5 protein-coding genes and 1 pseudogene are annotated in these 3,743 nt (G+C 72.3%); 3 read left to right on the top strand and 3 right to left on the bottom strand.

All coding sequences use genetic code 11. The features are described from left to right. On the top strand, positions 1-700 hold a 700-nt coding region (locus E1284_RS39460; protein WP_279433121.1), incomplete at its 5' end, for an SLC13 family permease. A gap of 11 nt (positions 701-711) precedes the next feature. On the opposite strand, the gene E1284_RS39455 is transcribed toward E1284_RS39460, so the two are convergent. Then, on the bottom strand, positions 712-1,896 hold the full coding sequence (locus tag E1284_RS39455) for a cytochrome P450 family protein (protein WP_131945240.1): 1,185 nt from the start codon (positions 1,894-1,896) through the stop codon (positions 712-714). Between the two features lie 100 nt (positions 1,897-1,996). On the opposite strand from E1284_RS39455, the gene E1284_RS39450 reads away from it, so the two are divergent. Both E1284_RS39450 and E1284_RS39445 read left to right on the top strand, forming a co-directional pair. Beyond that, a complete protein-coding gene (locus tag E1284_RS39450; protein WP_131945239.1) occupies positions 1,997-2,437 on the top strand; it encodes an SRPBCC family protein in 441 nt (146 codons plus the stop codon). Next, a complete protein-coding gene (locus E1284_RS39445; protein ID WP_131945238.1) occupies positions 2,434-2,958 on the top strand; it encodes an NUDIX hydrolase in 525 nt (174 codons plus the stop codon). Before E1284_RS39450 ends, E1284_RS39445 begins: the two co-directional genes overlap by 4 nt. 4 nt (positions 2,959-2,962) lie before the next feature. Here E1284_RS39445 and E1284_RS39440 read toward each other — a convergent pair whose 3' ends face one another. Further along, on the bottom strand, positions 2,963-3,505 hold the full coding sequence (locus E1284_RS39440; protein WP_131945237.1) for a YciI family protein: 543 nt from the start codon (positions 3,503-3,505) through the stop codon (positions 2,963-2,965). Positions 3,506-3,516: 11 nt separating this feature from the next. Then, positions 3,517-3,743: pseudogene (locus tag E1284_RS39435) on the bottom strand (formate hydrogenase); the annotation flags it as partial.

Below are 3,743 nucleotides of genomic sequence, written 5' to 3'. Positions count from 1 at the left end.
GATCACCACCGCCCCGGACGGCCCCGCCCCGGAGTCGCCGGGAGCGGCCTCCGTCCCGACGCCCACCGGCGGCACGGCGACGCTCGTCTCCACGGCACCGACGGGAACGCACGAACAACTACGGGCCCGGGTCCTCACGATCGTCGCCCTGCTCGCGGTCGTCGTCCTCTCCGTGGGCTTCGATATGAACGTGGGCTACCTCGGCCTCACCGCCGCGCTGATCCTGCAACTGGTGCTCCGGCTGCCGTCCGGCGACATCATCTCCAGGATCCCGTGGAACGTCGTCCTGCTGATCGGCGGCCTGCTGACCTACGTGGGCCTGATGCAGCACCTGGGCGCCTTCAAGAAGATCAGCGACCTGCTCAGCATCGAAGGCTCACCCCTGCTCAGCCTCCTGGTGCTCTGCTACATCGCCGGCGTGACGTCCTTCGCCGCCAGCTCCATCGCCGTCTTCGTAACGACGATGCCGCTACTGCCCCCACTGGTCGCCGACGGCGTCTCCCCGGTAGGCGGCGTCCTGGCCTTGGCCCTGGCCTCCGTCCTGGTGGACATCAACCCGCTGGGCATCACCGGCGGCCTGATCCTAGGCGCCGCCGAGCCGGCCGCCCGCCCCCGCCTGTTCCGCCAACTCCTCACCTACGGCCTCGTCTCGATCCCCGTGGCCCCCTTCCTCACCTGGCTCGCCTTCGGCTGGTGGTGAGGCCGCCGGGCTCAGGCGCGGATGGGGAGGGTGACCAGGCCGCGGACTATGGAGCCGGCGCGGTGGTGCCGCAGGTCGGCGGGCGGGACGGCGAGGGCCAGGTCGGGGAAGCGTGCCAGCAGGGCGCCGATGGCGATCTGGCCCTCCAGGCGGGCCAGTGGGGCGCCTAGGCAGAAGTGGATGCCGTGGCCGAAGGCCACGTGGCGCTTGGGGGCTCGGGTCAGGTCGAGGCGGTCGGGGTCGTCGAACGCGGCGGGGTCGCGGTCGGCGGCGGCGAGTGCTACGTGCACCCAGGCGCCCTTGGGGATCGGGGTTCCGGCGATCTCCATGTCCGTCAGGGCGATGCGCTGGCTCGCCCGCTCCACCGGGCCGTCGTAGCGGAGCAGTTCCTCGACGGCGGACGGCAGCAGGCTGGGGTGCGTCCGCAGTAATTCGAGCTGGTCAGGGGCTTGGAGGAGGGCGAGGACGCCGTTGCCGATGAGGTTGACAGTGGTCTCGTGCCCGGCGATGAGGAGCAGCGCGATGCCGTTCAGGAGTTCGGGCTCGGTCAGGGCGGCGTCGCCGTCGCGCGCCGCGATCAGGGCGCTGATCAGGTCGTCCTCGGGACGGGCTCGCCGTTCGGCGATGACTTTGATCAGGTAGTCGTTGAACTCGCGGGCGGCGTCGCGGCGGCGGGTGCGGGCCTCGGAGGTCAGCGCGGGGACGGTCAGCACCGCCGTCCAGGCGCGGAACCGGGCCCGGTCGGACGCCGGGACGCCGAGCAACTCGCAGATGACCTGGACCGGGAGCGGGACGGCGAGGTCCTCGATCAGGTCGGCCTCGCCGCGGGCCGCGATGCCGTCCAGCAGCGCGTCGGTGATCTCCTGGACGCGGGGACGCAGCCGCTCGACCCGTCCGGCCGTGAACGCCTTGGCCATCAGCCCGCGCAGCCGGGTGTGGCCGGGCGGGTCCATGGCGAGCATCGTCCCGGCGAAGAACTGCTCGCCGTCGATGGGCACGGAGCTGTGCGCGATGTCCTTGGACAGGCGCGGGTCGCTCAGCGCCGCGCGGCCGTGCTCGTGGTCCACCACCAGGAAGGCCGTGACCCCGCGCGGAAAGTCGATCGGGTGGACCGGGCCCCGCTCGCGGAGTTCGGCGTACGCGGTATGGGGGTCCTCGCTGAACGTGCGGCTGAACAGGAATTCCAGCGGCAGCATCGGACCGTCCTTCCCGACTACCCGCGCGAGTGGCCGATCGCATGATTGTAGGGGCGTGCCCCGTGCGGTTTTTGATCAGTGCGGTGGGAAGATGGGCGGCATGGGACAGGTCGTGGTCACCGCGGAGAAGACGCTCAGCGCGAGTCCGGAACGGGTGCTCGCGGCACTCGGCGATTACACGGGCGTGCGGTCGCGCATGCTGACCGAGCATTTCAGCGAGTACGAGGTGCGCGAGGGCGGCCAGGGCGAGGGCACGGTGGTGCACTGGAAGCTCGCGGCCACCAGCAAGCGGGTGCGCGACTGCCTGCTCACCGTGAGCGCGCCGGGCGGCGACCGGCTGGTGGAGCGGGACGCCAACTCGTCCATGGTCACCACGTGGACGGTCTCCCCCGCCGGCGAAGGCGCCCGCGTCCAGGTGCGGACGACGTGGGACGGGGCGGGCGGCATCGGCGGCTTCTTCGAGCGGACGTTCGCCCCCAAGGGGCTGCGGCGCATCTACGACGCGCAGCTCGCGAAACTGGACTCCGAACTGGCAGCATGACCGCCGTCGAGGACGAGCCGGTCCCCGCAGAGGGCTACCGGAGGCGCACCGCCCGCGTGCTGCTGGTCGACGACGCCGAGCGCGTCCTGCTGTTCCGCTGGCCGCTCAGCCCCGAGCCCGGATCGGGCCACTGCTGGATCACGCCGGGCGGCGGCGTCAAGGAGGGCGAGACCGTGCGCGCGGCGGCGGTCCGCGAGCTGCGCGAGGAGACCGGCCTGGTCGTCTCCCCCGGCGACCTCGGCCCGCAGGTCGCCCTGACCTTCGGCCGCGCCGACCTCGGCTGGGCCAAGGGCCTGTTCCGGGACGACTTCTTCCTGTTCCGCACGGCCGCCTGCGACATCGACACCTCGGGCTTCACCCCCATCGAACGCGAGCACGTCGGCGCCCACCGCTGGTGGACGCTCGACGAGGTGGCGTGCGCCGAAGAGCCGGTCTACCCGCTCAAGCTGGCGGAGCTGGTCACCGACCTGCTCTCCGGCGCCGTCCCCGCCGAACCCGTCCGCCTCCCCTGGCACCACTGAGGGTTCAGCGGCGGCCGCCGAACTCCCAGGGGTGGACTTCGACGGCGGCGTAGCGGTCCTCGGTCAGCAGGGTGCGGGCCGAGCGGTGGTCGGGGGCGCGCAGCAGGGCGGCCGTGCCGAGCCAGGCGGTGCCGTCGTCGGACAGCAGCGGCCCGTACGCGATGAGGTCGTCCTCGCGGGGCGGGACGGCGAGGTCGGCGGGCTCGCCCGAGCCGAGGCCGAGGACGAGCCACCGGTCGCCGCCGGTCCGGCCGCCGGGGAAGTCCCACATGGTGCGGCCCAGCGCGTTGCGCCAGCGGCGCAGCAGGACGTCCCGGTACACGCCGGCCTGGTAGTTGGGCTCGTCGAAGGCGAACGCGCGGGCGGCGGCGGAGCCGGGCAGGTCGGCGATGTGCAGGCTGCCGGAGACGGTGTCGCCGTCGAACGTCGGGCCGCGGGCGATCAGCTGTGCCTCGAAGCGGTCCATGTAGGACCAGTGCTCCTCGCCCAGTTGTTCACGGAGCGGCAGGGAGCCGGGCCGGTCGCGGTGATAGCAGAGGAACTCCATGACCGCACACGTTAGAGGTCGTTGCCCGCGTAGGAGAGGTTGAAGCTCTTGTTGACGAGCGGGAAGTCGGGGACGATCGCGCCGGTCAGCGCCACCGGGAGGGCCGGCCAGTTGAAGAAGGACGGGTCGGCGATCTTCAGGCGGGTCAGCGTGCCGTCCGGAGCGAGTTCGACGCGGTGCGCGATGGTGCCGCGCCAACCTTCGACGATGCCGGTGCCGGACGTCGGGGCGGTGGGGG

The organism is Actinomadura bangladeshensis (assembly GCF_004348335.1).
Taxonomy (GTDB): Bacteria; Actinomycetota; Actinomycetes; order Streptosporangiales; family Streptosporangiaceae; genus Spirillospora; species Spirillospora bangladeshensis.
This window is presented reverse-complemented; position numbering and strand designations above follow the sequence as displayed.

Bases quoted from the DNA above. Each gene is read 5' to 3' on its own strand.
- E1284_RS39455 (WP_131945240.1), bottom strand. From the start codon at position 1,896: ATGCTGCCGCTGGAATTCCTGTTCAGCCGCACGTTCAGCGAGGACCCC.
- E1284_RS39450 (WP_131945239.1), top strand. From the start codon at position 1,997: ATGGGACAGGTCGTGGTCACCGCGGAGAAGACGCTCAGCGCGAGTCCG.
- E1284_RS39445 (WP_131945238.1), top strand. From the start codon at position 2,434: ATGACCGCCGTCGAGGACGAGCCGGTCCCCGCAGAGGGCTACCGGAGG.
- E1284_RS39440 (WP_131945237.1), bottom strand. From the start codon at position 3,505: ATGGAGTTCCTCTGCTATCACCGCGACCGGCCCGGCTCCCTGCCGCTC.